At 65.6% G+C, this 25,796-nt stretch carries 19 protein-coding genes and 2 pseudogenes; 8 read left to right on the plus strand and 13 right to left on the minus strand.

The features are described 5' to 3' along the window. Positions 1 to 35: 35 nt before the first annotated feature. The 7 genes from ACVMIH_RS35040 to ACVMIH_RS35070 form a co-directional block, all read right to left on the minus strand. Positions 36 to 1,004, minus strand: a complete 969-nt coding sequence (locus ACVMIH_RS35040; RefSeq protein ID WP_057019236.1) for an ABC transporter ATP-binding protein — start codon at positions 1,002 to 1,004, stop codon at positions 36 to 38. Further along, positions 1,001 to 1,981 (minus strand): ABC transporter ATP-binding protein, encoded by a 981-nt coding sequence (locus ACVMIH_RS35045; protein WP_456866601.1) that lies wholly within the window; start codon positions 1,979 to 1,981, stop codon positions 1,001 to 1,003. Before ACVMIH_RS35045 ends, ACVMIH_RS35040 begins: the two co-directional genes overlap by 4 nt. Beyond that, on the minus strand, positions 1,978 to 2,895 hold the full coding sequence (locus ACVMIH_RS35050) for an ABC transporter permease (RefSeq protein WP_028334911.1): 918 nt from the start codon (positions 2,893 to 2,895) through the stop codon (positions 1,978 to 1,980). The genes ACVMIH_RS35045 and ACVMIH_RS35050 overlap by 4 nt, the downstream gene beginning before the upstream one ends. Continuing rightward, on the minus strand, positions 2,861 to 3,817 hold the full coding sequence (locus ACVMIH_RS35055; RefSeq protein ID WP_016842735.1) for an ABC transporter permease: 957 nt from the start codon (positions 3,815 to 3,817) through the stop codon (positions 2,861 to 2,863). The genes ACVMIH_RS35050 and ACVMIH_RS35055 overlap by 35 nt, the downstream gene beginning before the upstream one ends. 279 nt (positions 3,818 to 4,096) lie before the next feature. Beyond that, positions 4,097 to 5,887: a peptide ABC transporter substrate-binding protein gene (locus ACVMIH_RS35060; RefSeq protein WP_057019238.1), complete on the minus strand. Its 1,791-nt coding sequence runs from the start codon at positions 5,885 to 5,887 to the stop codon at positions 4,097 to 4,099. A 447-nt stretch (positions 5,888 to 6,334) separates the two neighbouring features. Continuing rightward, entirely contained in the window at positions 6,335 to 7,753 is a 1,419-nt protein-coding gene (locus ACVMIH_RS35065; RefSeq protein WP_141340047.1) for a M20 family metallopeptidase, read from the minus strand. A 219-nt stretch (positions 7,754 to 7,972) separates the two neighbouring features. After that, positions 7,973 to 9,067 (minus strand): mandelate racemase/muconate lactonizing enzyme family protein, encoded by a 1,095-nt coding sequence (locus tag ACVMIH_RS35070; protein WP_456864857.1) that lies wholly within the window; start codon positions 9,065 to 9,067, stop codon positions 7,973 to 7,975. 149 nt (positions 9,068 to 9,216) lie between these two features. Here ACVMIH_RS35070 and ACVMIH_RS35075 point away from each other — a divergent pair, with 149 nt between their 5' ends. Together ACVMIH_RS35075 and ACVMIH_RS35080 are read left to right on the plus strand one after the other, a co-directional pair. Beyond that, the gene (locus ACVMIH_RS35075) at positions 9,217 to 10,563 is read left to right on the plus strand and encodes a metallophosphoesterase family protein (protein ID WP_456864859.1); all 1,347 of its coding nucleotides are present in this window, start codon (positions 9,217 to 9,219) and stop codon (positions 10,561 to 10,563) included. A gap of 169 nt (positions 10,564 to 10,732) precedes the next feature. Then, positions 10,733 to 11,182 carry a hypothetical protein gene (locus ACVMIH_RS35080; protein ID WP_456864861.1) on the plus strand — a complete coding sequence of 150 codons (450 nt, stop codon included), beginning with the start codon at positions 10,733 to 10,735 and terminating at the stop codon, positions 11,180 to 11,182. Positions 11,183 to 11,223: 41 nt separating this feature from the next. On the opposite strand, the gene ACVMIH_RS35085 is transcribed toward ACVMIH_RS35080, so the two are convergent. From ACVMIH_RS35085 to ACVMIH_RS35100, 4 genes and pseudogenes are all read right to left on the minus strand, one after another. Then, positions 11,224 to 11,436 carry a hypothetical protein gene (locus tag ACVMIH_RS35085; protein ID WP_057019242.1) on the minus strand — a complete coding sequence of 71 codons (213 nt, stop codon included), beginning with the start codon at positions 11,434 to 11,436 and terminating at the stop codon, positions 11,224 to 11,226. Between the two features lie 397 nt (positions 11,437 to 11,833). After that, positions 11,834 to 12,205: a response regulator transcription factor gene (locus ACVMIH_RS35090; RefSeq protein WP_057019243.1), complete on the minus strand. Its 372-nt coding sequence runs from the start codon at positions 12,203 to 12,205 to the stop codon at positions 11,834 to 11,836. Then, positions 12,202 to 13,068 (minus strand): S1C family serine protease, encoded by an 867-nt coding sequence (locus tag ACVMIH_RS35095; protein ID WP_076830668.1) that lies wholly within the window; start codon positions 13,066 to 13,068, stop codon positions 12,202 to 12,204. Before ACVMIH_RS35095 ends, ACVMIH_RS35090 begins: the two co-directional genes overlap by 4 nt. 97 nt (positions 13,069 to 13,165) lie before the next feature. Then, a pseudogene (locus tag ACVMIH_RS35100) lies at positions 13,166 to 14,195 on the minus strand (AraC family transcriptional regulator). A 263-nt stretch (positions 14,196 to 14,458) separates the two neighbouring features. On the opposite strand from ACVMIH_RS35100, the gene ACVMIH_RS35105 reads away from it, so the two are divergent. Further along, a complete protein-coding gene (locus ACVMIH_RS35105) occupies positions 14,459 to 14,908 on the plus strand; it encodes a cupin domain-containing protein (protein WP_057019245.1) in 450 nt (149 codons plus the stop codon). A 121-nt stretch (positions 14,909 to 15,029) separates the two neighbouring features. Next, positions 15,030 to 16,524: pseudogene (locus ACVMIH_RS35110) on the plus strand (flavin-containing monooxygenase). A gap of 197 nt (positions 16,525 to 16,721) precedes the next feature. Here ACVMIH_RS35110 and ACVMIH_RS35115 read toward each other — a convergent pair. Further along, entirely contained in the window at positions 16,722 to 17,447 is a 726-nt protein-coding gene (locus ACVMIH_RS35115) for an alpha/beta hydrolase (protein WP_456864863.1), read from the minus strand. Positions 17,448 to 17,599: 152 nt separating this feature from the next. Here ACVMIH_RS35115 and ACVMIH_RS35120 point away from each other — a divergent pair, with 152 nt between their 5' ends. Both ACVMIH_RS35120 and ACVMIH_RS35125 read left to right on the plus strand, forming a co-directional pair. After that, positions 17,600 to 18,580: a helix-turn-helix domain-containing protein gene (locus ACVMIH_RS35120; protein ID WP_456864865.1), complete on the plus strand. Its 981-nt coding sequence runs from the start codon at positions 17,600 to 17,602 to the stop codon at positions 18,578 to 18,580. Positions 18,581 to 18,600: 20 nt separating this feature from the next. Next, positions 18,601 to 19,668 (plus strand): maleylacetate reductase, encoded by a 1,068-nt coding sequence (locus tag ACVMIH_RS35125; RefSeq protein WP_057019249.1) that lies wholly within the window; start codon positions 18,601 to 18,603, stop codon positions 19,666 to 19,668. A 1-nt stretch (position 19,669) separates the two neighbouring features. Here ACVMIH_RS35125 and ACVMIH_RS35130 read toward each other — a convergent pair whose 3' ends face one another. Next, on the minus strand, positions 19,670 to 21,124 hold the full coding sequence (locus ACVMIH_RS35130) for a GH1 family beta-glucosidase (protein ID WP_057019250.1): 1,455 nt from the start codon (positions 21,122 to 21,124) through the stop codon (positions 19,670 to 19,672). A 249-nt stretch (positions 21,125 to 21,373) separates the two neighbouring features. Here ACVMIH_RS35130 and ACVMIH_RS35135 point away from each other — a divergent pair, with 249 nt between their 5' ends. Next, a complete protein-coding gene (locus tag ACVMIH_RS35135; protein ID WP_456864867.1) occupies positions 21,374 to 24,046 on the plus strand; it encodes a M1 family metallopeptidase in 2,673 nt (890 codons plus the stop codon). A 78-nt stretch (positions 24,047 to 24,124) separates the two neighbouring features. Beyond that, on the plus strand, positions 24,125 to 25,777 hold the full coding sequence (locus ACVMIH_RS35140) for an acetolactate synthase large subunit (RefSeq protein WP_057019251.1): 1,653 nt from the start codon (positions 24,125 to 24,127) through the stop codon (positions 25,775 to 25,777). The last annotated feature ends 19 nt before the right edge of the window (positions 25,778 to 25,796 follow it).

Genomic DNA, 25,796 nt, shown 5'->3' on the forward strand with positions numbered 1-25,796 from the left:
CCCGCGCCGGCTGGCTATCGCATCTGGCGCGCGACCTACGCCAGATGGCACGCCACGGAATGCCCGTTCCTGCCTTCCAGCAACTCCGGCGCGCTCTGCCGGCAGCGCTCCTCGGCGATTGGACACCTCGTGTGGAAGTGGCAGCCCTTGGGCGGATTCATCGGGCTCGGCACGTCGCCCTTCAGGCGGATGCGGTCGCGCTTCGCCTTGGGATCCGGCACCGGCACCGCCGAGAGCAGTGCCTTGGTGTAGGGGTGCTGCGGGTTGCGGTAGAGATCGCTGGCCTTGGCGAGCTCGACGATGCGGCCGAGATACATCACCGCGACCCGGTCGGAGATGTGCTCCACGACCGAGAGATCGTGGGCGACGAACAGATAGGTGAGGTTCAGCTCGGCCTGCAGATCCTCGAGCAGGTTGATGACCTGGGCCTGGATCGAGACGTCGAGCGCGGAGACCGGCTCGTCGCACACGATCAGCTTCGGCTCCAGCGTCAGCGCGCGGGCGATCGCGATGCGCTGGCGCTGGCCGCCGGAGAATTCGTGCGGGTAGCGGCGCATGTGCTCGGCCTTCAGCCCGACCTTGACCAGGAGGCTCGCGACGCGGTCCTCGCGCTCGCTGGCCGAGCTCACGAGGTTATGGATGATGAAGGGCTCGCCGAGGATCGCGCCGACCGTCATGCGCGGATTGAGCGAGGCGAACGGGTCCTGGAACACCAGTTGCATGTTGCGCCGCATGGCGCGCAGGTCGCCGCCGCCGAGGCCGGTGACGCTCCGGCCGTCGAACACGACCTCGCCCGAGGTCGGCTCGATCAGGCGCAGCACGCAGCGGCCGGTGGTCGACTTGCCGCAGCCGGATTCGCCGACGAGGCCGAGCGTCTCGCCGCGATTGACCGAGAACGACACGCCGTCGACCGCATAGACCTGGCCGACCTCGCGCGAGAGCAGGCCGCCCAGCACCGGAAAGTGCTTCTTCAGATTGGAAACGCGCAGCAGTGGTTCGCTCATGACGCGTCTCCGAGGTGGCAGGCCATGCGGTGGCCGGGCGCGATCTCGCGCAGCCGCGGCTCCTTTTCGGTGCAGATGCTCATGGCGTATTTGCAGCGGGCGGCAAAGCGGCAGCCGGGCGGCGGGTTGATCAGGATCGGCACTGAGCCGCCGATCGCCTCCAGCCGCGTCTTGTGCGCGGCGTCGAGATCGATGCGCGGGATCGAGCGGATCAGGCCCTGAGTGTAGGGATGGCCGGGATTGCCGAACAGTTCGTCGACCGGCGCCTTCTCCACCACCTTGCCGGCGTACATCACGACGACGCGCTGCGCGGTCTCGGCGACGACGCCCATCGCGTGCGTGATCAGCATCACCGCCATGCCGAAGCGTTCCTTCATGTCCTGCAACAAGTCGAGGATCTGCGCCTGGATGGTGACGTCGAGCGCGGTGGTCGGCTCGTCTGCGATCACAAGCTTGGGCCGGCAGGCCAGCGCCATCGCGATCATCACGCGCTGGCGCATGCCGCCGGAGAACTGGTGCGGATAATGATGCACGCGGCCCGCGGCGTTGGGGATCTGCACCAGCTTCAGCATCTCGATGGTGCGCTCGAGCGCCTGCTTCTTGGTCACCGCCTCGTGGCGGCGCAGGCTCTCGGCGATCTGCTCGCCGATGGTCAGCACCGGATTGAGCGAGGTCATCGGCTCCTGGAAGATGAAGCCGATCTCCTTGGCCCTGATGTCGTCGAGCTGGTGGCTGGTCAGCGGCACCAGGTCGCGGCCCTCGAAGATGATCTCGCCTTCGACGATCTTGCCCGGCGGCATGGCGATCAGCTTCAGGATCGACATCGCGGTGACGGTCTTGCCGCAGCCGGATTCGCCGACCACGCACAGCGTCTCGCCGCGGTTGATGCTGATGTCGACGCCGTCGACCGCCTGCAGGATGCCGTCGTCGGTGGTGAAATGGGTTTTCAGGCCCTTGATGTCGAGCAGCGCCATCAGATCACCTTGCGCGCGTCGAGCGCGTCGCGCAGCCCGTCGCCGATGAAGTTGATGGCGACCACCGCGATGAAGATCGCGCCACCCGGGAACAGCGCCCAATGCGGGCCGATGTCGAGAAAATCCTTGGCGTCATAGAGGATGCGGCCCCAGGTCGGCGTATCCGGCGGGAAGCCGAGGCCGAGGAACGAGAGTGTCGATTCCGCGATGATGGCGGCGGCGACGTCGATCGTGCCGGCGATGATCACGGGGCCCAGCGCGTTGGGCAGGATGTGGCGCACCACCTGGCGCACCGGGCTTGCGCCGAGCGCGCGCGCGGCCTCGACGAATTCCTTCTCGCGCAGCGACAGGAACTGGGCGCGCACCAGGCGCGCGACCGGCATCCAGCGCAAGCCGCCGATCACCAGCACGATCAGGATGAAGATGCCGCCCTCCGGGCCGAACATCGCCTTCAGCCCGTCGCGGAACAGATAGATCAGCATCAACAGCAGCGGCAATTGCGGCAGCGACAGGAACAAGTCGGTCAGCCACATCAGCGCGTAGCCGAGCGCGCCGCGCGACATGCCGGCGAGCGCGCCGATCAGCGTGCCGACGAACACCGAGACCAGCATCGCGGCGAGACCGACCGCGAGCGAGATGCGCCCGCCATAGATCATGCGGGCGAGCAGGTCCTGGCCGAGATCGTCGGTGCCGAACGGGTGCGCCAGCGAGGGGCCCTGCAGGCCGGCCACGACGTCCATGTCGCTGATCGAGACGCGCCAGACGAACGGGCCGATCACGACGGCTGCGATCAGCAGCAGCAGCAGCACGGCGCTGACCACGGCGGGCCGGTGCCGGCGGTAGCGCCGCCAGGTTTCGCGCCAGGGCGAATAGCCGCGCCGCTCAGCGGAAGGAGATGCGAGGGTCAAGCCAGCCATAGAGGACATCTGCGATCAGGTTGAACAGCACCACGAGACACGCGAAGACGAAGGTCACGGCCATCACGACCGGCGTGTCATTGGCGAGGATGGAGGAAATCAGCAGCGAGCCGATGCCGGGAATCCGGAAGATCTGCTCGGTGACGATGGCGCCGCCGAACACGGCAGGCATTTGCAGCGCAATCAGCGTGACGACCGGGATCATCGCGTTGCGCATCACGTGCTTGACGATCACCTTGGCCTGCCCGAGTCCCTTGGCGCGGGCCGTGGTGACATAGTCGAGCCGGATCACGTCGAGCATCGCCGAGCGCACGAAGCGGGTCATCGACGCCGCCTGGAACAGGCCGAGCACCATCACCGGCATGATCGCCTGCCGGATCATCTCCAGCAGCCAGGGAATGCCGCTGCCCGGTACGTCGGTGTAGACGAAGGGCAGCCAGTCCAGCTTCACCGAGAACACCAGGATGAACAGGATGCCGGTGAAGAAGGTCGGCAGCGAGAAGCCGATGAAGGCGAAGGTGTTGGCGAGCTGGTCGAAGATCGAATACGGCCGGGTGGCGGCATAGACGCCGACCGGGATCGCGATCAGCAGCGCCAGCAGCTGCGCCGAGCCGATCACGTAGAGCGTGGTCGGCAGCCGCTGCAGGATCAGCGTGTCGACATTGATCCGGCTGACAAAGGAGAAGCCCCAGTCGCCCTGCGCCATCGCCGCGAGCCAGTGCAGGTAGCGAAGATAGATTGGGTCGTCGAGGCCGAACTTGGCGCGCAACGCGGCCTGTACCTCGGGCGGCACGTTCGGATTGGTCGCGAGCTCGCTGAACGGATCGCCCGGCGCGAGCGCCAGCACGACGAACAGCACGAGCGAGATCCCGAGCAGGCTCGGGATCGCGATCATCAGGCGACGCAGGATATATTGACTCATCGAGAGATCATCTAACTAACGCTCGCACCTTGAGCACGTTGATCTTGCTTCCAGTCGAAAGGCGAGCTTCACCTCGCCCCGCGTGCGGGGAGAGGTCGGAATTCAAGCACAGCTTGAATTCCGGGTGAGGGGGACTCTGCACGAACTCACCTTCCAACGCATTTGCGGAGAGAGCCCCTCACCCCGACCCTCCAAGAGCGAGCTCCGCTCGTCTCGAGCCGTAAGAACGGGGAGAGGGAGAAGATGCACCTACTCAAACTCCGAACCTGTCCCCGTGTCTCAGGTTTCACGATACCAGTCTTGCAGATTGTCGGTCTGGTTGGCCCAGCCGGAGAGTGCGGGCCGCACCGTGTTGGAGCAGGCTTCCACTGCGAGGCGGTGCATCACCGGGATCACCACCGTGTCCTGCCACATCAGATCGTTGCACTTGATGTAGAGCTCGGCCCGCTTGATCGGATCGGTCTCGGTATCGGCCGCCTCGATCGCGGCGTCGAAATCCTTGTTGACCCAGCGCGGGAAGTTCTGCCCTTGCCACTTGTTCTCCTTGGTCGCGACATTGCGCGACAGATAGCGGCGCATGTGCAGGCCCGGGTCGGGTTGTGTCATCGGGATCTGGAACATCTCGATGTCGGCGTAGAACTTGGAATAGGTGTCGGGGTTGGCGACGTCGGAGGAGAAGAACACCGAGGCCACCACCGACTTCAGCTCGACGTCGATGCCGGCCTTCTGGCAGGCCTGCTTGACGATCGCCTGGGTCTTCTGCCGCGGGCCGTTGATCGAGGTCTGGTACAGCAGCTTCAGCTTCTTGCCGTCCTTCTCGCGGATGCCGTCGGAGCCGACCTTCCAGCCGGCCTGTTCGAGCAGCGCGCTCGCCTTCTCGACCGAGAACTCCCATCTGGTGTTCTTGGAAACGAACTCCTCGGGGCCGTTGAGATAATTGGCGGTGGCGCGGCCGGCGCGGCCGTAGATCACCTTCTTGACGGAGTCGCGGTCGACCAGCAGCGCCAGCGCCTTGCGCACCGCCGGATCCGACAGGATCGGATGCTTGGTCTTGATCGACGAGCGTTCACCGTCGACCTCGGTGTTCGGGTCGGTGAAGTTGATGGCGATGAATTCGATGTCGCCGCCGACGGCATAGAGCGTCTTGCCCTTGCCGCCCTTTTCCAGCCGCAGCAGCACCTCGTCCTCGACCTGGATGTTCCAGGCGAAATCATATTCGCCGGTCTGGATCACCGCGCGCGCCGCCGACACCGCATCGCCGCCGCCCTTCATTTCGATCGTGTCGAAATAGGGCCGGTTCGGCATGTGGTAATCGGGATTAATTTCGCCGCGCACCAGATCGCCCGGCTTGAACTCGACGAACTTGTAGGGGCTGGTGCCGACCGGCTTCAGATTGTTCGGCGCCTCGCGCGACTTGCTGCCCTTGTACTCGGCGAACAAATGCTTTGGGATGATGCAGCCATAGGCGCCGACGAACGCATTGGCCCAGAACGGCGTCGGATCCTTGAACTTGATGCGGACCGTGAGGTCGTCGACCTTCTCCACGGTCATGCCGGAATAGGTCCCGCTCGAGACGGCTGCGGTCGCGGGGTCGGTGGCATATTCCCAGTTGAACACGACGTCGTCGGCGGTGAAGGGTTTGCCGTCATGCCATTTGACGCCGGGCTTGAGTTTCCAGACCACCGACTTGGCGTCTTTGGAAAGCCCGCCGTTCTGGATCGAGGGGATTTCGGCGGCGAGGATCGGGTTGAGATGGCCGTCGACGTCCCAGCTTGCCAGCGGTTCGTAGAACAGCCGCGAGCCGTCCTGGTCCTTGGTGCCGGTGGCGAAGTGCGGATTGAGCAGGGTGGGGCCCTGCCACCACAACAGCTTCAGCGGACCGCCGCCGCCGCGCTTGGTCGGCTTGTAGGGATTCGGGCTCTGCGCCATCGCGACGCCGCCGATCGCAAGGATCTGGTTGGCCATCGGCGCGGTGAGGCCGACGGCAATCATTCGCTTGACGAAGGCGCGGCGATCCATCCGCCCGTCCTTCACGTCGTCGATCATGCCACGCAGATTCCTGTCGAACATTGTCCCCTCGGTCCGGCTCAATTGGTTATTGCGGCGGGCCGTGGAACCGGCCGCCGTGTTGGCGGCAGGATGGCACACCGAATGACCGCGAAGGTCAACGCCTCCCGCCCTTCAGCGCCTAGGTCTTTTGGCTATCGCTTGTGCAGAACCTCCCCTTGCCGCACACCGGTTCAGCAGATCGGCGCCAAAAGCGCGCCCTTGCGCGCCTCGCAGTGCGGAAAATTTGTTCGTTATCCTTTGTTCCGAGATGCTTTTTTGCCACGCAGGCCGGAGTTCGCGTCTGAAGCGATCCGTCCACAAACTCGTCATGCCCGGCCTTGTGCCGGGCATCCACGTCTCCGTTTCCGCGTGAGAAAGCCGTGGTTGGCCGGGACAAGCCCGGCCATGACGATGGGGATATGCGATTGCTTGATCCCGGAGAGCAGGTCCGGCCCGCACACGCGGCTCTCAGGCGATCGACATGTTCAACGGCGGCGCAACATTCGCCGGCAGCGGACTGACATAGGGCGTTCTTGTGGTCCGCTTCTTGAGGTCGGCCTTGGCGGCCGCGATCAGCTCCGGCTCCATCAGCGCCTTGACGCCGAGGCCGGCCATCGCCTTGGCGGCCTGCACCATCGCCTTGTGCGCGGCCGGCGTCTTGCCCTGCGCCACAACCTGCCAGGTGTGGAACGGCGTGCCGATTGCAACCGTCGGTGCATGGACCTGCACGGTCGGCACCACCCAGCTGACGTCGCCGACGTCGGTCGAGCCGATCAGCGGATTGCGCTTGGCGTCGATCGGCACCAGGAAGTCGGCGAGCGGCCGGTCGGTCGGCTCCATGCCGATCGCGTAATAGACCGAGGCGATGTCCTTGTCGGTCAGGGTTGCGCGGATCCTGCCGGCGAAATCCTTGTCGGCATCGTCGAAATGCGGCGGGCCGAGCTCTTCCATGATCCGGTGCAGCGTCTGTTCCAGCGGCGTGTTGGGCAGGATGTTGGAGACCGCGGAGATGATCTTCATCTCCACCTTGGTCTCGGTCATCAGCGCCGCGCCCTGCGCGATCTTGTGCACGCGCTCGACCAGCTCGTTCATGCCGGGCAGGTCGCGGGCGCGGATCGAATAGCGCACCCGGGCATGGGCCTGCACCACGTTGGGCGCGATGCCGCCGGTGTCGAGCAGCGCGTAGTGCACCCGCGCGTCGCTCGGCATGTGCTCGCGCATGTAGTTGACGCCGACATTCATCAATTCCACCGCATCGAGCGCGCTGCGGCCAAGATGAGGCGAGGCTGCCGCATGCGAGGTGCGCCCGGTGAAGATGAAATCGGCGCGGGTGTTGGCGAGCGACGGCGTCACCGCCACCTCCCAGAAGCTGTGCGGATGCCAGGTGATGGCGATGTCGGCGTCCTCGAACGCGCCACAGCGCACCATGAAGGCCTTTGCCGCGCCGCCTTCCTCGGCAGGACATCCGTAATAGCGCACGCGGCCCGGCACCTTGTTGGCCGCAAGCCAGTCCTTCACCGCGGTCGCGGCGAGCAGCGCGGAGGAGCCGAGCAGATTATGTCCGCAGCCATGGCCGTGGCCGCCGCTCTCGACCGGGCGATGCTCGGCGATGCCGGCCTCCTGGCTGAGACCGGGCAGGGCGTCATACTCGCCGAGGAAGGCGATCACCGGGCCGCCTTCGCCCCATTCGCCCATCACCGCGGTCGGGATGTCGGCGACGTTCTCGGTGATGCGAAAACCCTGATGGCGCAGTTCGGCCAGATGTTCGGCGGATGAGCGCGCCTCGGTGTAGCAGACCTCGGGCATCGCCCAGACCCGGTCGCTCAATTCGATGAAACGCGGCTTGATCGCGTCGACGCCGCGCCAAACATCACTACGGTTGTCCATTTGCTCCGATCCCTTAACGCTAGAGCATGATCCGGAAAAGTGTGAAGCGGTTTTCCGAAAAGATCATGCTCAGACAATGAGCCAAAGCGCGATGATCTCATCGCTCTTTGGGCAATCTGAAGCGCGAAACGCTAGCAGCTTGTCGCGACGCCGCCTAGCGCGCGCCGGCAGACCTGCATTTCCGAATGTCACGTCCTGGTGTGCAGAAATGTTTCTGCGTCAGGCGACGCTGAGCCGCTCAAGGCCTTTCCAGTCGAAGGCGATGCCGTGCCCCGGGCGATGATCGGGCGCGATCGCCATGCCCTGCTCCAGAACCAGCGGGTGCTCGATATAGCGGTCGAGGCCGAAGCCGTGCGCCTCGAGATACGACCGGTTCGGGCACGCAGCTAGCAGATGCACGGTGATGTCATGCGCGCCATGGCTGGTGACGGGAATATTGAAGGCCTCGGCGAGCCGGGCGATCTTCATGAAGCTGGTCACGCCGCCGCAATTGGTGACGTCGGGCTCGGCATAGGACAGCGCGCCGCCGGCGATATACGGCTTGAACTCCCACAGGCTGCGCAGGTTCTCGCCGGCCGCGATCGGCACGCCGCCGGCCTGCACGATGCGAGCGTGTCCCGCGACGTCGTCCGGAATCGTCGGCTCCTCGAGCCAGGTCAGGTCGAACGGTTGCAGGGCGCGCGCGGCGCGGATCGCTTCCTCGACGGTCCATTTCATGTTGGCGTCGGCCATCAGCGGAAACTCGTCGCCGAGATGGCCGCGCATCGCCTTCACGCGCGCCACGTCGGACGCAAGGCTCGGCCGGCCGACCTTCATCTTGATGGCGCGAAAGCCCTTGGCCAGATTGTCGTCGGTCTGCTTGAGCAGGCCATCGAGCGGCAGATCGAGATCGATGCCGCCGGCATAGCAGGGCACGCGGCGGTCGAAGCCGCCGAGCAGCCGCCACAGCGGCAGCGATGCCCGCCGCGCCTTGAGGTCCCACAACGCGATGTCGAGCGCGGACAGCGCCAGCACCGCCGGGCCGCCGCGGCCGCCATAATGCAGCGCCCACCACACCTTGTGCCAAAGCTGCTCGGTGTCGTCGGCCTCCATCCCGCGCGCGATCTCGGTGATTTCGCGCCCCAGGATATCGGCGATGGCGCCGCCATTGCGGCCGACCGTGTAGGTGTAGCCGGTGCCTTCCGCGCCGTCGGCATCGCGGGCGCGGATCGTGACGAGCTCGAACGCCTTGATCTCGCCATGCGTGCTGTCGCTCAGCACCACCGGGAGCGGGATCTTGTAGAATCCGATGCTGAGGTCCTTGAGGATGGCCACGCCGGAACTCCTTGTCATGGGACGAATGCAATGCGTGACACACGATCTCAAAAGCCCCGGCTGCCTGCAACCTTGCGCCTGCGAATGTCTGCCTTGAGCGATTAGTCTGCCTTCCTTTATGATGTGGCTCGCGAGGACGTGGTCCGACCATGGATGATGCAATTCCGGCTCTGTTACCGAGATATTCGGGCCACCAGTTCGTGATCTATGCCGATGCCTGCTCGGGCGTTCCGGGCGCGCTGCATGAGCGCACCTTCGCATCGGTGAACGATGTGGTGCGCCGGCTGCATCCTGCGCCCGAATTCATTCTGTTCCCCGGCGACGAGATCATCGGCCTCACCGCCGATGCCGACGCGCTGCGCGCGCAATGGCGGCATTGGTTCGAGGTCGAGATGTCTTGGTTCGACCGGCGCGCGGTGCCGCTGTGGCACACGACCGGCAACCACACCACCTATGACGAGATGAGCGAGGCGGTGTTCCGCGAGGTGCTGCAGCTGCCGCGCAACGGCCCGCCCGGTCAGGAGGGGCTGTCCTACTGGGTTCGCCGCGACGATCTCGTGATGGTGTTCGTGCACACGCTGTGGAGCGGCCTCGGCGGCGAGGGGCATGTCGAGACCGACTGGCTGCAAGCGGTCCTCGCACAGCACAAGGACGCTAGGCACAAGCTGGTGCTGGGCCATCATCCCGTGTACCCCATCAACGGCTACAGCGGCAGCTATCAGCGCGAGATCGGCCACGAATACCGCGAGCGCTTCTGGGATATCCTCGTCCGCGCCGATGTCACCGCCTATCTGTGCAGCCACATTCTCGCATTCGACGTCCAGGTTCATCGTGGTGTGCTGCAGGTCTGCACGGCGGGCGCCGGCACTGCGCACCGGATGCCCGAAGGCGTCGAGTATCTGCATTGCGTGCAGGCCGCGCTCGATCAGGATGGGTTCCGCTATCAGGTGCTCGATACCGAAGGTGTGGCGCGCGAGCAGCTGGCATGGCCGCTGCCATCGCTGGACCAGGCCGCGTGGTCGCCGCTGCCGCGCGGGACCAGCCCTGCACCGCTGTCGGGGACATTGGCGCCCGCGGCGGTCATCGCGCTGAAACTGGCGGGCCGCACCGCCGCGCCACAAACGCTGCTCTGCACGCCCGCGCCCGGCGTGATCGCACCGCTCTGGCTTGGCTTGCGCGGGCCGAATCAGACGCTCACCTTGATCCTTGGACGCGAGCGTGGACGCAGTCCCTATTACTGGATCGGTCCCGATCTCGGTGCCAACAGCGATTTCAACCTCGACATCGCCTTCTATCCGGACATGGGACCGGGCGGCGTGCTGTGGCGACGCAGCGGTGACACGCGCTGGACGTCGTGCGCGGCGATATCGGCAACGGGGCTGGAGCGGTTCGCATGGCCGGCGGTCTGGAACGTCGGGTGCGGCGAGGGTGGGCCGGATGACAGGCGCTATGCCGGACCACGGTTCGAGATCGCTATTTCCGTCACCGCATTGTAGTTAATCGCGCCCGGGGCCGACGTGCTGGACGTCGACGCTGCGGCTGAGCGGGCTTCGACGCCCGCATTGCGGTCGCATTGGCTCCAATGAATGGCCATGGAAAAATCAGACGTCAGCCAAACTTCGCGCGTAGGTTTTATCGCTTGCTGACCTCGAAAAGGAATCGACCATGCGCAATCTCACAGCATTCGTCACTGTTGCCGCGCTCGTCCTCGGAACGCCCGCCTTGGTGCAAGCGCAAGGCACGCAACCCAATGCGCCGCCGCAGTCATCTGATCAGTCCACCGTCATCCGGAGCATACAGGTCGTCGACATCAAGGACCTCAAGCCCGAGATGCGATCGAAGATCGAGGATGCGATGGCAAAGACCAAGGAAGACGACATCCAGTCGCTTCGGAAGTCGATTGACGCGACACCGCAGGCGGTCTCCGCGCTCAAGGGCCAAGGGCCTGACTTCGTCGCAGGTCGTCGCTATCAACATTGCCGATGGCGTGCTGACGATGTTCGCCAAAACAGCCTGACCAGGGTCAGCGAATGTCGGTATCGGTGGTTGGACCTCCCCGCGGCCACCGATGCCAACAACTCCCGCAGCCGGCGCTGCGGGAGTTTTCATTTCTGATAGGCGCGGCCCGTCCAATGGACCCTCACCGGGGAGAGCGATCAGTCAGGCTCGTTGGGCCTGGTACGTTCCGCGCGTTTCAATTCGCGATCGATCAGCGTGCAGACGCGCCGCCGCGCCAGCAGGTCGAGCCGCGCGCGCGTGGTGCCTTGCCTGGTCTTGCCGTTGATGTCGAACGACCAGGCCCAGAGGTCGGGTTCGATGTTGGTGAGTGTGTATTGAATGTCCCGATGACGACCGATCAGCTTCTTCATGCCGTTTCTTCTTGTTGGCTGAAGATTGCATAGCCAGATCGTGAAGGCGTCTGTATCCGGTCGAATACTGAGTCGGGTGTCCGCAGGGCGGAATTTTCCAAATCACTGATTTGGGGTCGCTGTGCAGTGGCTGCGTGCAACTGACGAGTGCGCACGAAGATTCGCAGTCGTCCTGGCGAAGGCCAGGACCCATTACCCCAAGTGCGCAATGTTGCGCGACGCTAGGGCCACGATCTCGTTCACTGTCAAATGCGGTGGTTATGGTCCTGGCTTTCGCCAGGACGACAATGACGAGTCCTGCCTGCAACATCCGCCGCAGCGTACGGGTCCCTGCTTTCGCAGGAACGACGGGTGGAGAAATCTCAGCTCAGCGTCACTACAACAGTCATCCCAGCCCTCACAAATTTATCACCCCGCGCCGCGCGGCATGGGCGACGGCGTCGGTGCGGCCGGTGGCGTCGAGCTTGTCGAGCAGCGAGCCGACATGAAACTTGGCGGTGTGGACGGAAATCCCGAGCCGCTGTGCGATCATCTTGTTGGACGCGCCTTCCGCCAGCAGCGCCAGCACGTCGAGCTCGCGCGGCGTCAGCTCGAAGTCGCCGCCCGCGGCCTCGCGGTTGCGTGCGACGACCGCAGCCGTGGCCTGTTCGCCCGGCGCGGCGAGCCGCAGGCCGGCGACGCTGCCGAGCAGGGTCGCCAGCCGGTCGGCGAGGACGGCGTCGTCGACCTCGAGCGCGATGACGATGTCGTTGGCCGGCTCACCGCTCACGTCTCGGGCCTCTCGCCGACTGTCACCTTGAAGTTCAGCGGCTCGCCGCCGCGATGCACGGTGAGCTCGACCACCGTGCCGACGCTCTGCGGTCCGAGGCCGCGCGACAGCGCGCGCACGCCGTACAGCTTCTCGCCATTCACGGCAATGATCACGTCGCCTTGCCGGATGCCGGCGGCGGCCGAGGGGCCGGCCTTGTCGACGTTCATCACCATCGCGCCGAGGCCGTCGTCGAGACGGACCGGCTGCAATCCGACGCCAAGATATCCGCGTGCGATGCGGCCGCTCTTCTCGAGCTGGCCTGCGACCCGCTCGATGGTCGTCGCCGGGATCGTCAGCACGCGGCGCGGGCCGAGCACGGCCATGCCGAACGGCTCGCCCGCGGCGTTCAGCGCGAGGCCACCCTGCTGGCTGTGCCGCAGCCGGACGTCGAGCTCGATCCGCGCATCGATTTCGCCGCCGCGCAGGCTGCGCCAGGCCGGGCCGGACAGTGCGACCATGCCGAGCCGCGCGGTCGGCGCGCCGCGGTCGGCGGCGACGATCACCGCGAGCGATCCCAGCGCGGGGTTCTCGGTCGAGAGCTTGACGGGGGCGACATCTCCTTCGACATGCAGCAGCGCGACGTCGGTGGTGTGGTCGCGTCCGACGACGGTCGCTGGCCTGCGGCTGCCGTCGGCGAACTGGATTTCGATCTCGCCCTCGTCGGCCAGCGCTTCGTCGGCGGTGACGATCAAGCCCGCCTTCCAGACAAAGCCGGAGGCGCGCGCGCGATGCGAATGCACGGAGACGATAGCGGGCGCAGCGCGTGCAATGGTCTCTGCAAGGGCGGATGACAGCGATGACAGGATATTCGGTTCGGTCATGGGAAACTCCGTTGGCTTCCCTCAATCTGGGATGTCGCGGCTGACGGCGATACTGGCCGGATGGGCAGGGCGTGGCCGGGCCGCCCGGAACTGCCGCTCAGCTCAGCCGCTGCAGGGTCGCCTTCGGGCTCTCGCCGAACTTGGCGCGGTAGGCGCTCGCCATCCGGCTCAGATGGGTAAAGCCAAGGTCGAATGCAATATCGACGATGCGCTCGCCCGGCCGCGCCGTCTTGAGGCGGGCGTTGAGATGGGCGAGGCGGATGTCGAGCAGCATCTCGGACACGGTGGTGCCGAAGTGACGGCGGAAGCCGAGTTGCAGCGCGCGGATGCCGGTGCCCGCGATCTCCGCGAGCTCGGCGAGGTCCATCGGCTCGGTCGCGCGGCTCTCCAGATAGGCGCGCACGCGTTTCAAGGCGGCCGGCTGGGCCTCGGTGGCGGCCGTTGAAGACATCGATCGCCGAACTCAGGCTGTGCCGCTGCTCGTTGAGCAGCACATTGAGAAACGACTCGCGCCAATCGGCCGCCGCGACCGCCGACAAAGCCTTGCGCGGCCCGAGCTGCTCGGCGGCCGTGACAAGCTGCTCGATCTTGGCCGAGAGCGTCTGCCCGAGTGGCCCGCTCAGCGCGACGGCCGGATCGAACTCGACCGGCCTCACCGCCACGCCGCCAAGCGCCGCGGCGCGATGCTCGACCAGCTTGCGGTCGAGCAGCAAGATCAGCTGAGCGCAGTCGCCGCGCCAGGTCATCTCGGTCGGAATGGTCGGCGACAGCAGCGAGGCCGTGTGCCGTGGTCCGGTGGTGAGCTCGCGCGCGGCGGTCCGCACCGCGGCCGAGCCGGACAGCGGCATCTGCAGCAGGAAGAAGCGGTCGAGGCAGCCGGGATTGATCGCGACCGATCCGCCATAGGCGACATAGTTGACGGAGAAGCCGTCGAAGTCGGCGCAATTGTGATGCGCGGAGAAATCGCTCGCGGAATGATCGACCGGCGTCAGATCGTGCGGACAGAAGATGCGGCCGATCGCTTCCGCCGCGTCGTCGACGCGCGCCGTCGCGACGCGTGCGAAATCCTTGAGCCTTGCGCTTGCCGGATTTGCGCTTGCCGAAACCTCGTTGCCAACAGCAGTCACGCCGGCCGTCCGGAGTTGTTTGAGGTCTAAAACATCAGGCAGCCTAGAGCATCCCGCGGCAAAGGGGAACGCCGTTTCGTCGTGCAATCTGCCTGATCGGCGGTCAGGACGATGCGACGGCATTGGGCAGCAGCTGGCCGGCGCAATGCTCCCGCATTGCAGCATGAAGGTGCCGGGTGTGGATTCGTTTATCGGCTAGACAGCCTCACCGGCCGGCGACAGGCTCCGTGCCGGCACTGCGCATCAAAACTGGAGAGGCTGACATGGGCACGCTCGAAAAAGGCATTACCCGAACCGGCACCGGCTACGGCGGCAAGACCTGGAATATCCTGGGCCAAATCTACTATCCGAAGGCGGTCACCGACTCGACCTTCGCGTTCGAAACCAACAGCGATCCCGGCCAGTTCGTGCCGGTGCACATCCACCCGACCCAGGACGAGTTCATCCTGGTGCAGGAAGGCGTGCTCGACCTCAAGCTCGACGGCGTCTGGGTGCAGGCCAAGGCCGGCGACCTCGTGCGCATGCCGCGCGGCATCCCGCACGGCTATTTCAACAAGTCGGACAAGCCGGCGCGGGCGCTGTTCTGGGTGTCGCCGATGCAGAAGCTCGAGGCGCTATTCGAGAAGCTGCACAATCTGCAGGACCCCGCCGAGGTGGTGCGTATCTCCGCCGAGCACGAGGTGGACTTCCTGCCGCCGGAAGCCAACGACTAGCCCGGCGGTCAAACAGACAATACGCACACGAGGCGGCAATCGCCGGAGCTGGACTCAGGCGATGACGGGGACGCGTGCGCTTAACGAAATTGGACCTGTTCATTCAATTCGGAGCGGTTTCATGGTCAAGCAGAAGCATGTGTGCGTCATCGGCGCCGGCATTTCCGGGCTCGCCGCCGGCAAGGCCTTTGCCGGTCGCGGCCACAAGGTGACCATCATCGAGCGCAGCGGCGATCTCGGCGGCGTTTGGGAGCCGGCGCGCTCCTATCCCGACGTGCAGACCCAGAGCCCGAAGGAGCTCTATCGCTACACCGACAAGGCGATGCCGGAGTCCTATCCGGAATGGCCGAAGGGTCCGCAGGTTCATGCCTACTTGCGCGACTATGCCCGCAGCCACGGGCTCGACGGCGCGATGCGGTTCGACACCAAGGTCGAGACCATGACGCGTCGCACTGACGGCAGGCCGGGCTGGACGCTGGCGCTGCGCTCGACCGACGGCGCCACCGGCCACGAGGATTTCGACTTCGTCGCGGTCTGCACCGGGCAATTCAACGAGCCGCAGGCCCTGCCGCTGGCCGGCGAGGACGGCTTCAAGCGCGCAGGGCGGGCAGATCCTGCATTCATCGCAATACGGCGATCCAACGCTTGCCAAGGGCCGCAAGGTGGTGGTGCTCGGCGGCTCCAAATCGGCGACCGACATCGCGGTGAATGCGGTCAATTCCGGCGCCAGCGAAGTCACCATCGTGTTTCGCGAGCCGGTCTGGCGGATTCCCTATTTCGTCGGCGGCCTCGTCAACTTCAAGCGCATCCTCTACATCCGCGCCCAGGAGGAGATGTTTGCCAGCTGGGGCATCGGGCCGATGGCGCGCCTCGCGCATGTCGTGGCAAAGCCGTTCGTGTGGGCGAACTGGCGCGGGCTCGAGAGCATGCTGAAGATGCAGCTCAAGCTGAAGCAATGCGGCATGGTGCCGAAGGAGCGGATCGAGGACGGCGTCAACTGCTCGGTGCCGATCGCAACCCCCGGCTTCTATCCGATGGTCGCCGACGGCCGGATCAAGGCGGTGCGCGGTACCTTCGACCATTACGACGGCAAGACCATCGTGATGAGCGGCGGCCAGCGCGTCGCGGCCGACGTCGCGGTGCTCGCGATCGGCTACAAGCTCGGCGTGCCGTTCCTGCCCGAGGAGTATCAGAGCAAGCTGGTCGAGCCCGACGGGCAGTACCGGCTCTACCGGCTGATCGCCAATCCCGATCTGCCCGACATGGGCTTCGTCGGCTTCAATTCGAGCTTCTGCACCGTGCTGTGCGCCGATCTCGCCGCGAACTGGCTGGTGCGCTACGCCGACGGCCAGCTGGCGCGGCAGCCGAGCGCGGCCGAGATGCACGACAACATCGCGATGATGCTGAACTTCAAGCGCGTCGAGCGTCCGGCAGCGGGCGTCTATGGCGGATTGTGCGTCGCGCCGTACCACTTCAAGCATTTCGACGAGCTGCTGGCGGACATCGGCACCAAGGCGTCGCGCCGCAACCCGCTCGTCGAAAAGTTCACGCCGCCGGACGCCGACGCCTATGCCCGCTTCCTCGCGACTGCGCCAGCATACAGAGCGGTGGCGTAGAGCATCACGGGATTGGGGCGAGCAGCAAGGGCGCTGCGCTCCCTCTCCCCGTTCTTACGGGGAGAGGGTTGGGGTGAGGGGCCGTCCCCGCATCTGCGGTGATGGCTGCGTTTGTGGAGACTCCCCCTCACCCGGAACGCATCTAATGATGCGTTCCGACCTCTCCCCGCACGCGGGGCGAGGTGAAACGGAGGCCGCTAATCGCGGCCGGCGTCGAGGAAGGCCTGCGCCAGCCGCTCGGGGTTGGAGAAGCACAGCTCGTGGCTGCCCGGCACCTGGACCAGGCGGAACAGTCCGAGCTTCTCCGACAACCGTGGATGCCAGGGCAGGCTGTGCGGCATCGCGGTGTCCTCCGTGCAGTTCACGTAGGACTTTGCGATCGGCATCTCGGCCGGATTGGTGCGCAGCGCGATCTTGTCCTGGAAGGTCTTCAACGGGTGCGGGTTGAGCTTGTCATAGGTGCGCTGCGCCGTCTCGAGATCGGCGTCGTTGATGAAGGCCTCGCGCCAGATCGGGAACGGCAGCACCACCGAGCCGTCGCCCCGCTCGGCATGAATGGCGTCGAACAGGCCGCGATAGTGCGGCGGCACCATGTCGTTGAGGCATTCGCCATTGTTCGGGACAAAGGCGTTCCAGTAGACGAGGCGGCGGATGCGGTTCGCGGCGGCGTCGGCAACGCCGGTGATGACCATGCCGCCATAGCTGTGGCCGACCAGGACGATGTCCTTGAGGTCATGCTCGGCGAGATAATCCACGATCGACTGGATCGCCTCGGCGAGGCCGGAATCCTTCCGGTCGCCGGGCCGGTTACCCCTGATGGTCGGGGTGTGGACGACATGGCCGGCCTTGCGGATGGCGGCCGCAACCGGCTCAAACTCGGCGCCGGTATGCCAGGCGCCATGGACGAGAACATAGGTCGACATGTTGTACCTCCCTGTCTGGATTGCCGCGTCCGGACCGCCCGGGATACGCGCAAGTTTCATCCGCTTCCTGATGGATATTGACCTGGATATTGACCTGGACCCGCGGAACGCGCTTGGCTGTGAGCGAACCGGACTGGGCTCGGAGTGAACTGATGCAGCAAATCGCCGCCGCGGATCGCTCGCGCAGGCTGAGCTGGAATACCGCGGACACGAGGCCCGGCGAGCAGTTCGCGTACTACCGCGAGGCGATCTGCCAGGCCTTCATGAACCTGACGCCGGAGCCGCCGGCGACGCCGGGCTTCCTCGCCCGCGTCGAGACCGTTGGGCTCGGCGATGGCGCGGTCAACCGGGTCAGCTTCCCGGAGCATGTCGTGCGGCGCTCCGCTGCCGACATCGCCGCGTCCAGCCGGCGCTGCTACTACCTCAATCTGAAGCTTGCCGGCCGCTGCCGGATCCAGCAGGCGGGACGCGAGATCAGCCTGTCGCCGGGGCAGGTCGGAATCTTCGACAGCGGCCAGCGCTTCGCGCTGCCGCACGACCGCGGCCCGGCGCTGCAGGTCGCCTCGTTCTGGGTGCCGGCCGAGGCGCTCGATGAACGGCTGCCGTCGGCGCCCGAGGTCGCGCCGGCGCGGGTTTCGGATGATCCTTTCGTCGGCCATCTCATCACCGAGACGGCGCAGGTCCTGAACACATCCGCGCTCCGTGCTTCGGACGCGGACAACGCACGGCTGTTCGGCGTGCTGCTCGATCTGGTCGCGCTCAGCCTGTCGCGCAGCGGCTGCGCCGGCGTCGCCGAGAGTGCCGGCCTTGCCGATGCGACGTGGCTTGCGCTGCGCCGCGCCGTGGACCGCAGGCTGCGCGAGCCCGGCCTCGGCGTTGCCGCCATTGCGGCTGCGATCGGCATCAGCGAGCGCTATGTCCACAAACTGTTCGAGCGCGCCGGCACGACATTCGCCAGCCATGTGATGGACCGCCGTCTCGACGGCGCCGCGCGCGATCTGAGAGATCCCGCGGTCGCCGGGCGCGCGATCGGTGACATCGCGTTCGACTGGGGCTTCTCCGACCTGTCGCATTTCACGCGGCGCTTCAGGCACCGCTTCGGCTGCACGCCGCGCGACTGGCGCCGCGGCTGACCAACGCTTCGGAAATCGCCATGACGCAGCCGTTCACCTACCAGGTCAGCCCGATGCGGGTCGTGTTTGGGGTCGGCACCGTCGCGCAGCTGGCGGACGAGCTCGACCGGCTCGGCATCAATCGCGCGCTGGTGCTGGCGAGCCGGCGGCAGCAGGCCGAGCTCGGCGATCTTGCTGACCTGACCGGCGGCCGTGTGGCCGGATTGTTCGACGGTGCAGTGGTGCACACGCCGGTCGCGGTGACCGAACATGCGATGGAGATCGTCCGCGAGCTCAAGCCGGACGGCGTGGTTGCGATCGGCGCCGGTGCCGCGACCGGCCTCAGCAAGGCGATTGCGCTGCGCACTGACCTGCCGCAACTGATCGTGCCGACCAGTTATGCCGGCTCCGAGATGACGCCGGTGCTCGGCGAGACCGTCGACGGCGTCAAGACCACGCAATCATCGCCCAAGATCCTGCCCGAGACCGTGATCTACGACGTCAACCTGACGATCTCGATGCCGGCGAAATTCTCCGCGATCTCCGGCCTCAACGCGATCGCGCACGCGGCCGAGGCGCTGTACGCGCGGGACGGCAACCCGATCACTTGGCTGATGGCGGAAGAGGCGATTGCGAAGCTTGCCTCGTCGCTGCCCAACGTGATCGCGCGTCCGCGCGATCTCGAGGCACGCGCGGACGCGCTCTATGGTGCCTGGCTGTGCGCCGTCTGTCTCGGCACCGTCGGCATGGCGCTGCATCACAAGCTCTGCCACACCGTCGGCGCGCTGTTCGACCTGCCGCATGCCGAGACCCATACGGTGCTGCTGCCGCATACCATCGCCTACAACACGCCGGCCGCACGCGAGGCGATCGGCCGTGCCGCGAACGCGCTTGGGGCGGCCAGCGCCGCCGATGGCCTGTTCGATCTGTCGGCAAGGCTCGGCGCGCCGCGCTCGCTCGCCGAGATCGGCATGCCCGAGGACGGCATCGCAAAGGCGGCCGCGCTCGCCACCAAAAATCCTTACTGGAATCCGAGGCCGATCGAGGAGAGCGGCATCCGCGACCTGCTGAAGCGCGCGTGGTCCGGGTCGCGGCCGCAGGCCGGATAGATCACACCCCGATCGCGTTGCGCGCGATCACGTCGCGGTAGAACGCCGCGCTCAATTTCGGCACCCGGGCCTGGGTCTCGAAATCCACCCGGTAGAGGCCGAAGCGCTTCTCATAGCCGAAGATCCATTCGAAATTGTCCATCAGGCTCCACAGGAAATAGCCGTGGACCGGGACCCCGTCGGCGGTCGCGCGCTGCAATTGGGCGAGATAGTTGCGCAGGAACATGATGCGGTCGAGATCGTAGATCTGCCCGTCCGGATGCACCTTGTCCTCACCGGACGTGCCGTTCTCGCTGATATAGATGCTCTTGATGTTCCACAGCTTGGCGGCGATCCGCGGCGCCCAATAGATCGTCTCTGGCGCGATCCGCAGCCATTCCGAGCTCATATGCGGGAAGGAAGCCGGCATCGGCAGCGGCTTCCAGCCGGGGGCATGGTCGGTGGCAAGGATGTAGCATTGCGGCGCGTAGATGTTCAGCCCGACGAAATCATTGGGCTGCGAGATGATCTTCAGCTCGTCCGCGGTGAATTTGGGCGCATCCGCGCCGGCATATTGCAGGAATCCCTCGGTGTACTTGCCTTCGAGGACGACACCGAGAAAACCTGCATTGAGCTCGCGCGTCGCGGTCTCGGTGGCGCGGATGTTCTCCGGCGTGTTGAAGGCGGGCACGCAGGCGGTGATGTTCTCGGCCGGCCCGACCCGCGTGCCGGCACGGCCCTTGGCGCGGATCGCCTGCACCGCAAGGCCGTGCGCCAGCGCCACATGATGGCGCGCCTGGTTCACCTCGCCAGCCGGCAGCTTCAGCCCCGGGGCGTCGACGCCGAGCGCATAGCCGAACGGGAGGAAACGTCCGACCTCGTTGAGGGTGAAGACGTTCTTCACGCGGTCGGTCAGTCGCTGCGCCACGTAGCCGGCATAGTCGCCGAACGCCTTCGAAGTGTCCCGCGAGCGCCAGCCGCCGACGCGGTCCTGCAGCGCCTGGGGCAGGTCCCAGTGATAGAGCGTGGCGTAGGGCTCGATGCCGTTCGCCAGCAGCTCGTCGACCAGGCGGTTGTAGAAGTCGAGGCCCTTCGGGTTCGGCGTGCCGGTGCCGTCGGGAAATACCCGAGGCCAGGCGATCGAAAACCGATACGCCTTGGCGCCGAGATCCTTGATGAGGCGGACGTCCTCCTTGTAGCGGTGATAGTGATCGTTGGCGCGGTCGCCGGTCGAGCCGTCCTCGATCTTGCCCGATGTGTGGGTGAAAGTGTCCCAGATCGATGGGCCGCGGCCGTCCTCATTGACCGCGCCCTCGACCTGGTAGGACGAGGTTGCGGTGCCCCAGACGAAGCCCGTGGGAAAGTTCGTGCCGTCCGGCCGCGACGCGCGGTTTGCAGCCTCGGCAGGGCCGGTCAAACCGAGCGCCGAGAGGCCTGCAAGGCCCGCAAACTGCCGGCGCGAGAACTTTCCGAACATTGTTGTCTCCCGTCGCGGATGTTGCCGCTGGAATGCGGGCCGTAGGTTAACCTTCCATTCCGCCGCTGAGCAACAAGGGTCGGTGGGCCAAAGCGCCGTGGCGAACGGCGCACCAATCAATGCGAACCATTGTGATGTCAATGTCGCGGAGTTGTCAGTTTTGTGGCGACATTTTCTCTACTAGATTGCCTGCTACGTCATTCCGCAATGACATCCGAATATCCCCGAGATTCCCGTGAGCTGCGCGCGATGAACAAGCCTGCAACCCATGTCCGAACGGCGCTGCTGCGTTGTCTTGCCACTGCGATCGGCTTGGCTTTGGCGATGGCCGCAAGCGCGCATGCCGAGCAGACATTTTCGTTCGACCGCACGCCCGGAAAGCTGCCGAAGACGGTCGTCCCGTTGCATTACGCGATCGAGCTGACGCCTGATATCACGGGCCTCGCTCTGCCGGGCGTCGAGACCGTCGACATCGAGGTACGCGAGGCGACCGCGCAGCTGACGCTGAACGCGGTCAACACGACATTCGCAGAGGTCACGATCGATGACGGCGCGCAGCACGCGGAGGTCGCGACCGACGCCGCCGCGCAGACCGCAACGCTGACCTTCGCCAGGCCGCTTGCGGCCGGCCGCCACAAGCTGCGTATCGCCTTCACGGCGCAGATCAACAAATTCGGCACCGGCCTGTTCTCGGTCGACTACCCGACCAGGACCGGGATCAAGCGGATGATCTCCAGCAAGCTGGAGCCGGCCGATGCGAGGCGGATCTTCCCGTGCTGGGACGAGCCGTCGTTCAAGCCGAGCTTCGCGCTGACCGTCGTCATTCCGCGCAATCTGCTCGCGGTCGGCAACATGCCCGTGACCAGCGAAGAGCCGGTCGCCGGCGATCTCAAAAAGGTTGCGTTCGCGCCGACGCCGAAGATGTCGAGCTATCTGTTCGTGCTCACGGTTGGCGAGCTCGAGCGCGTCACAGCGGATGCCGGCGGCGTCACGGTCGGCGTGGTGACGACGGAGGGCAAGGGCGGGCAGGGCCGGTTCGCGCTCGACAGCGCGGTGAAGCTGCTCGCCTATTACAACGACTATTTCGGCGTCAAATATCCGCTGCCGAAGCTGGACCTGATCGCAGTTCCGGGCGGGTTCGGCGGCGCGATGGAGAATTGGGGCGGCATCACCTTCTTCGAGAGCCGGCTGCTGTTCGATCCCGCGACGTCCGCCGAGACCGCGCGGCGTGGCATCTTCGCCATCATCGCGCACGAGATGGCGCATATGTGGTTCGGCGATCTCGTCACCATGGCGTGGTGGGACAATCTCTGGCTCAACGAGGGCTTTGCCAGCTGGATGGCAACCAAGGCGTCGGAGCAGTTCTATCCAGAGTGGCAGGGCTGGCTGAACGGCTACGGCGCGAAGCAGTTCGCCATGGCGCTCGATGCGCGGCGCACCTCGCATCCCGTGCAGCAGCCGATTGCCGATCACAGCGAAGCGGTGACGGCGTTCGACGCCATCACCTACGGCAAGGGGCAGGCGTTGATCCGCATGCTCGAGACCTATCTCGGCGAACCGGCGTTCCGCGACGGCATCCGCAAATACATGGCTGCGCATGCCTACAGCAACGCGACAACAGCTGATCTCTGGCAGGCGCTCGAGAGTAGCGGCGGCAAGACCATCACCGGTATCGCCGCCTCGTTCACCGAGCAGGACGGCGTGCCGCTGGTCGTGGCCGAGGCGGCCTGCGATGGCATGGCGCAACGTCTGACCCTGCGGCAGGATCGCTTCGTGATCGCGCCGGCCAGCAATCCGCCGCTGCCGGCCCGCAACTGGCAGATCCCCGTTGCGGTCGGACCGGCGCATGGCAAACCGTTCGACGAGATATTGTTGAAGGGGAGCACCAATATCCCGGCCGGCGCCTGCGGCGATGCGATCAAGGTCAACCTCGGCGACGTCGGCTACTTCAGAGTCGAGTACGGCCCGAAGAACCGTGCGGCGTTGCTGAACGCATTCCCGCAAATGCAGGTCACGGACCGTCTCAATGTCGTCACCGACAGCTGGGCGCTGGTGCAGGCGGGCCGCGCGGAGGCGCCGTCCTATCTCGCGCTGCTCGATGCGCTCGATGCCGGTGACCAACGCGCGGTGTGGGACCAGGTGATCTCGACATTCGCGGCGCTGAACCGGCTGTCGCGCGGCCGCACCGAGCGGCCGGTGATCCAGGCCTATGCCCGCGCCAAGCTGCGCCCGGTGTTCGATCGGGTCGGATGGGACGGCGCCGGTTCAGGCGACGATGACACTGCGTTGTTGCGTGCAAGCCTGATCTCGACGCTTGGCGATCTCGGGGATGCAGCTATTGTGGCGGAAGCGAAGCGGCGCTTTGCGGGATTCGTCGATGATCCCAATTCGCTTCCGACCGCATTGCGCGATGCCGTCACGCATGTTGTCGGTGTGACCGCCGATCGGGCGACCTACGTCCAGCTGCTGGCGCTCGCGCGCAACAGCACGGCGACCAATGAACGGCTGCGCTATTATCTCGCGGCGGCAAGCGCCCGCGATGCCGAATTGGCGCGGGCGACGCTGGCGTTGACGCTGACCAACGAATTGCCCGACACGATCGTGACGGGGATGATCAACGCGGTTGCGTCTTCAGGCGAGCAGCCGCAGCTCGCCTGGGACTTCGTCCGGACTAATTTCGATACGTTGCTGGCAAGGCAGGGGCCGAACTTCCGCGACCAGTTCGTGCCGAACTTCATGACCAATTTTACCGATGAGGACCATGCGGCGGAACTGGCCGCGTTTGCTCCGTCGCAATCGACCACCGGCGGACGGGTGATGGTGGCGCGATCCGTGCAGGCGATCGCGATCTCGGCCGATCTCGCCGCGCGCGTGCTGCCCGCCGCCGCCGCCGACGGCTGGATCAGGGCGCGCAAACCGTGAGATCGCGAAGCAGTTTCCGGCGGCGCGCGATGCGGCTATGCTCCGTGCGCGGCATGCAATCAACGATGCGAGGCTGAGATGGTCAAAGGTTCCGATTTGCTGGTCGCGGCCCTCGAGAATGAGGGCGTGGAGCGGGTATTCGGCGTCCCGGGCGAGGAGAATCTCGATGTCGTCGAGAGCCTGCGCAAATCCTCGATCAAACTGATCGTGACCCGCCACGAGCAGGCGGCGGCGTTCATGGCGGCGACCTATGGCCGGCTGACCGGTAAGCCCGGCGTCTGCATGACGACGCTCGGTCCCGGCGCGCTCAACCTGACCACCGGCGCCGCCTACGCGCTGCTCGGCGCGATGCCGATGGTGATGCTGACCGGACAGAAGGGCATCTTGAGCAGCCGGCAGGCCAAGTTCCAGATTGTCGACATCGTCAACACGTTTCGCCCGCTGACCAAATTGTCGCTGCAGATCGTCAGCGGCGCGACCATTCCGACGCTGGTTCGCGACGCCTTCCGAATTGCGACGCAGGAACGGCCGGGGCCGGTGCTACTCGAACTGCCGGAAGATATCGCTGGCGAGGAAACTGCGCCGGTCGAAATGATACCGCCGCATCCGATCGAGATTCCGATCGCGCACGCCGCCGCGCTCGACCGCGCCGCCGACATGATCCTGAAGGCGCAGCGCCCGCTGATCATGCTTGGTGCTGCGGCATCGCGTCCGCGTTCGACTGCCGGGATCGGCGATTTCGTGCGGCGCACGAAAATCCCGTTCATCACCACGCAGATGGGCAAGGGCACGGTGTCGGGCGGGACCAATCAGTATATGGGAACCGCCGCGCTGAGCGAGCGCGACTACGTGCACGAGGCGATCGACCGCGCCGACCTCATCATCGCGATCGGTCACGACACGGTCGAGAAGCCGCCTTTCATCATGGGCCCGAAGGGGCCGCAGGTGATCCATGTCAGCTACATGCCGGCAACGGTCGAGCAGGTCTATTTCCCGCAATGCGAGGTGATCGGCGACGTCGGTCCGAGCCTTGAATTGCTGGCCGATCGGGTCGAGGGAAAGCTGCCGCATGCCAGCGCGCTGCTCAGCCTGCGCCAAAGCATTCTGGCCAAGATCACCGATCGCGCCACCGAGGGCCGCTGGCCGCCGACGCCGCAGCGCATCGTGCACGATGTGCGGCAGGTCATTCCCGAGGACGGCATCGTCGCGCTCGACAACGGCATGTACAAGATCTGGTTCGCGCGCAATTACCGCACGCTGCTCGCGAACTCGCTGCTGCTCGACAACGCGCTCGCGACCATGGGCGCCGGCCTGCCGTCGGCGATGATGGCGGCGATGCTGTATCCGAAGAACCGCGTGCTCGCGGTCTGTGGCGATGGCGGCTTCATGATGAACTCGCAGGAGCTCGAGACCGCCGTCCGCCTCAAGCTCAATCTGGTGATCCTGATCCTGGAGGATTCCGCCTACGGCATGATCCGTTGGAAGCAGGCGGTCGACAATTTCCCGGATTTCGGCCTGACCTTCGGCAACCCGGATTTCGTCAAATACGCCGAAAGCTACGGCGCCAAGGGTTCGCGGATCGCGAGCACGGATGCGATCGTTCCGACCCTGGAACGGGCGTTTTCCGGCGGCGGCGTGCATCTTGTCGTGGTGCCGATCGACTATACCGAGAACAAGCGGGTGCTGGTCGACGAATTGCGCGAGAAGGTGCAGCAGATCGATGTGTCGTAGAGCATGATCCGGACCCGAA

The organism is Bradyrhizobium sp. USDA 4503 (genome assembly GCF_054055815.1).

Excerpts from the sequence above, each read along its gene's own strand:
- ACVMIH_RS35040 (WP_057019236.1), bottom strand. The coding sequence starts at position 1,004 with ATGAGCGAACCACTGCTGCGCGTTTCCAATCTGAAGAAGCACTTTCCG.
- ACVMIH_RS35050 (WP_028334911.1), bottom strand. The coding sequence starts at position 2,895 with ATGGCTGGCTTGACCCTCGCATCTCCTTCCGCTGAGCGGCGCGGCTAT.
- ACVMIH_RS35055 (WP_016842735.1), bottom strand. The coding sequence starts at position 3,817 with ATGAGTCAATATATCCTGCGTCGCCTGATGATCGCGATCCCGAGCCTG.
- ACVMIH_RS35060 (WP_057019238.1), bottom strand. The coding sequence starts at position 5,887 with ATGTTCGACAGGAATCTGCGTGGCATGATCGACGACGTGAAGGACGGG.
- ACVMIH_RS35065 (WP_141340047.1), bottom strand. The coding sequence starts at position 7,753 with ATGGACAACCGTAGTGATGTTTGGCGCGGCGTCGACGCGATCAAGCCG.
- ACVMIH_RS35075 (WP_456864859.1), top strand. The coding sequence starts at position 9,217 with ATGGATGATGCAATTCCGGCTCTGTTACCGAGATATTCGGGCCACCAG.
- ACVMIH_RS35080 (WP_456864861.1), top strand. The coding sequence starts at position 10,733 with ATGCGCAATCTCACAGCATTCGTCACTGTTGCCGCGCTCGTCCTCGGA.
- ACVMIH_RS35085 (WP_057019242.1), bottom strand. The coding sequence starts at position 11,436 with ATGAAGAAGCTGATCGGTCGTCATCGGGACATTCAATACACACTCACC.
- ACVMIH_RS35095 (WP_076830668.1), bottom strand. The coding sequence starts at position 13,068 with ATGACCGAACCGAATATCCTGTCATCGCTGTCATCCGCCCTTGCAGAG.
- ACVMIH_RS35105 (WP_057019245.1), top strand. The coding sequence starts at position 14,459 with ATGGGCACGCTCGAAAAAGGCATTACCCGAACCGGCACCGGCTACGGC.
- ACVMIH_RS35115 (WP_456864863.1), bottom strand. The coding sequence starts at position 17,447 with ATGTCGACCTATGTTCTCGTCCATGGCGCCTGGCATACCGGCGCCGAG.
- ACVMIH_RS35120 (WP_456864865.1), top strand. The coding sequence starts at position 17,600 with ATGCAGCAAATCGCCGCCGCGGATCGCTCGCGCAGGCTGAGCTGGAAT.
- ACVMIH_RS35125 (WP_057019249.1), top strand. The coding sequence starts at position 18,601 with ATGACGCAGCCGTTCACCTACCAGGTCAGCCCGATGCGGGTCGTGTTT.
- ACVMIH_RS35130 (WP_057019250.1), bottom strand. The coding sequence starts at position 21,124 with ATGTTCGGAAAGTTCTCGCGCCGGCAGTTTGCGGGCCTTGCAGGCCTC.
- ACVMIH_RS35135 (WP_456864867.1), top strand. The coding sequence starts at position 21,374 with ATGAACAAGCCTGCAACCCATGTCCGAACGGCGCTGCTGCGTTGTCTT.
- ACVMIH_RS35140 (WP_057019251.1), top strand. The coding sequence starts at position 24,125 with ATGGTCAAAGGTTCCGATTTGCTGGTCGCGGCCCTCGAGAATGAGGGC.